Source organism: Streptomyces pacificus, assembly GCF_011766325.1.
Taxonomy (GTDB): domain Bacteria; phylum Actinomycetota; class Actinomycetes; order Streptomycetales; family Streptomycetaceae; genus Streptomyces; species Streptomyces pacificus.
This window is the reverse complement of the sequence record NZ_BLLG01000043.1, coordinates 1-3561: the sequence shown is the minus strand read 5'-3', so window position 1 is coordinate 3561 and position 3561 is coordinate 1. Positions and strand designations below refer to the sequence as shown.

Annotated in this window: 2 rRNA genes; both read right to left on the bottom strand. The window is 57.5% G+C overall.

The features are described from left to right. Positions 1-21: 21 nt before the first annotated feature. Positions 22-3140 (bottom strand): 23S ribosomal RNA (locus SCWH03_RS28130). A 317-nt stretch (positions 3141-3457) separates the two neighbouring features. After that, a 16S ribosomal RNA gene (locus tag SCWH03_RS28125) occupies positions 3458-3561 on the bottom strand; the annotation flags it as partial.

Sequence of the window (3561 nt, the reverse complement as noted above, 5' to 3'; positions counted from 1 at the left end):
ACACAGTGGACGCGAGCAACTGAGGACAAGCCCTCGGCCTATTAGTACCGGTCAACTCCACCAGTCACCTGGCTTCCATATCCGGCCTATCAACCCAGTCGTCTACTGGGAGCCTTACCCCATCAAGTGGGTGGGAGCCCTCATCTCGAAGCAGGCTTCCCGCTTAGATGCTTTCAGCGGTTATCCCTCCCGAACGTAGCCAACCAGCCATGCCCTTGGCAGGACAACTGGCACACCAGAGGTTCGTCCGTCCCGGTCCTCTCGTACTAGGGACAGCCCTTCTCAAGACTCCTACGCGCACAGCGGATAGGGACCGAACTGTCTCACGACGTTCTAAACCCAGCTCGCGTACCGCTTTAATGGGCGAACAGCCCAACCCTTGGGACCGACTCCAGCCCCAGGATGCGACGAGCCGACATCGAGGTGCCAAACCATCCCGTCGATATGGACTCTTGGGGAAGATCAGCCTGTTATCCCCGGGGTACCTTTTATCCGTTGAGCGACGGCGCTTCCACAAGCCACCGCCGGATCACTAGTCCCGACTTTCGTCCCTGCTCGACCCGTCGGTCTCACAGTCAAGCTCCCTTGTGCACTTACACTCAACACCTGATTACCAACCAGGCTGAGGGAACCTTTGGGCGCCTCCGTTACCCTTTAGGAGGCAACCGCCCCAGTTAAACTACCCATCAGACACTGTCCCTGATCCGGATCACGGACCCAGGTTAGACATCCAGCACGACCAGAGTGGTATTTCAACGACGACTCCACCTGAACTGGCGTCCAAGCATCACAGTCTCCCACCTATCCTACACAAGCCGAACCGAACACCAATATCAAACTATAGTAAAGGTCCCGGGGTCTTTCCGTCCTGCTGCGCGAAACGAGCATCTTTACTCGTAGTGCAATTTCACCGGGCCTATGGTTGAGACAGTCGAGAAGTCGTTACGCCATTCGTGCAGGTCGGAACTTACCCGACAAGGAATTTCGCTACCTTAGGATGGTTATAGTTACCACCGCCGTTTACTGGCGCTTAAGTTCTCAGCTTCGCCCCACCGAAATAGAGCTAACCGGTCCCCTTAACGTTCCAGCACCGGGCAGGCGTCAGTCCGTATACATCGCCTTACGGCTTCGCACGGACCTGTGTTTTTAGTAAACAGTCGCTTCTCGCTGGTCTCTGCGGCCACACCCAGCTCACCGAGCACATCGGATCACCAGACGTGGCCCCCCTTCTCCCGAAGTTACGGGGGCATTTTGCCGAGTTCCTTAACCATAGTTCACCCGAACGCCTCGGTATTCTCTACCTGACCACCTGAGTCGGTTTAGGGTACGGGCCGCCATGAAACTCGCTAGAGGCTTTTCTCGACAGCATAGGATCATCCACTTCACCACAATCGGCTCGGCATCAGGTCTCACCCACATGAGAGACGGATTTACCTACCTCTCGGGCTACACCCTTACCCCGGGACAACCACCGCCCGGGCTGGACTACCTTCCTGCGTCACCCCATCGCTTACCTACTACCACCTCGGGTCAGCGGCTCCACCACTCCGACCTCGTCCGAAGACTCAACCGGCGGCTTCACGGCCTTAGCATAAATGGGCTCGATACTGGACGTTTCAAAGCGGGTACCGGAATATCAACCGGTTGTCCATCGACTACGCCTGTCGGCCTCGCCTTAGGTCCCGACTTACCCTGGGCAGATCAGCTTGACCCAGGAACCCTTAGTCAATCGGCGCACACGTTTCCCACGTGTGTATCGCTACTCATGCCTGCATTCTCACTCGTGAACCGTCCACAACTCGCTTCCACGGCTGCTTCACCCGGCACACGACGCTCCCCTACCCAACCCAACACCCGTTAAGGCTATCTGCTGGATTGACACGACTTCGGCGGTACGCTTGAGCCCCGCTACATTGTCGGCGCGGAATCACTTGACCAGTGAGCTATTACGCACTCTTTCAAGGATGGCTGCTTCTAAGCCAACCTCCTGGTTGTCTCTGCGACTCCACATCCTTTCCCACTTAGCGTACGCTTAGGGGCCTTAGTCGATGCTCTGGGCTGTTTCCCTCTCGACCATGGAGCTTATCCCCCACAGTCTCACTGCCGCGCTCTCACTTACCGGCATTCGGAGTTTGGCTAAGGTCAGTAACCCGGTAGGGCCCATCGCCTATCCAGTGCTCTACCTCCGGCAAGAAACACACGACGCTGCACCTAAATGCATTTCGGGGAGAACCAGCTATCACGGAGTTTGATTGGCCTTTCACCCCTAACCACAGGTCATCCCCCAGGTTTTCAACCCTGGTGGGTTCGGTCCTCCACGAAGTCTTACCTCCGCTTCAACCTGCCCATGGCTAGATCACTCCGCTTCGGGTCTAGAGCATGCAACTCAAACGCCCTCTTCGGACTCGCTTTCGCTACGGCTCCCCCACACGGGTTAACCTCGCTACACACCGCTAACTCGCAGGCTCATTCTTCAAAAGGCACGCAGTCACGAGACGTGCAAACACGTCCGACGCTCCCACGGCTTGTAGGCACACGGTTTCAGGTACTATTTCACTCCGCTCCCGCGGTACTTTTCACCATTCCCTCACGGTACTATCCGCTATCGGTCACCAGGGAATATTTAGGCTTAGCGGGTGGTCCCGCCAGATTCACACGGGATTTCTCGGGCCCCGTGCTACTTGGGAATAACTCAAACGAGCCGCACAGATTTCGGCTACGGGGGTCTTACCCTCTACGCCGGGCCTTTCGCATGCCCTTCGCCTACCCATACGGTTTCTCACTCGCCGACCAACCGGCAGATTGATCAAAAGCAATCCCACAACCCCGCACGCGCAACCCCTGCCGGGTATCACACACATACGGTTTAGCCTCATCCAGTTTCGCTCGCCACTACTCCCGGAATCACGGTTGTTTTCTCTTCCTGAGGGTACTGAGATGTTTCACTTCCCCTCGTTCCCTCCACACTGCCTATGTGTTCAGCAGCGGGTGACAGCCCATGACGACTGCCGGGTTTCCCCATTCGGACACCCCCGGATCACAGCTCGGTTGACAGCTCCCCGGGGCCTATCGCGGCCTCCCACGTCCTTCATCGGTTCCTGGTGCCAAGGCATCCACCGTGCGCCCTTAAAAACTTGGCCACAGATGCTCGCGTCCACTGTGCAGTTCTCAAACAACGACCAGCCACCCGTCACACACCGCACACGCGATGCTGCACCGGGACCGGCACACAAAAGGGAACAAGCCACAACGGCCCGTGCCCTCAGACACCCAACAGCGCGCCCAACACAACCAGCCGACAGAACCCACGTTCCACACCCCGAAGAGCAGTACTAGCGACCCAGCCATCCCGATCATGCCGAATAGTCAACGTTCCACCCATGAGCAACCAGCACCGGACACTCGCCGATGCACTGGCCTCTGACCACCACAAGTGATGGTGAGAAGTGCTCCTTAGAAAGGAGGTGATCCAGCCGCACCTTCCGGTACGGCTACCTTGTTACGACTTCGTCCCAATCGCCAGTCCCACCTTCGACGGCTCCCTCCCAAGGGTTGGGCCAC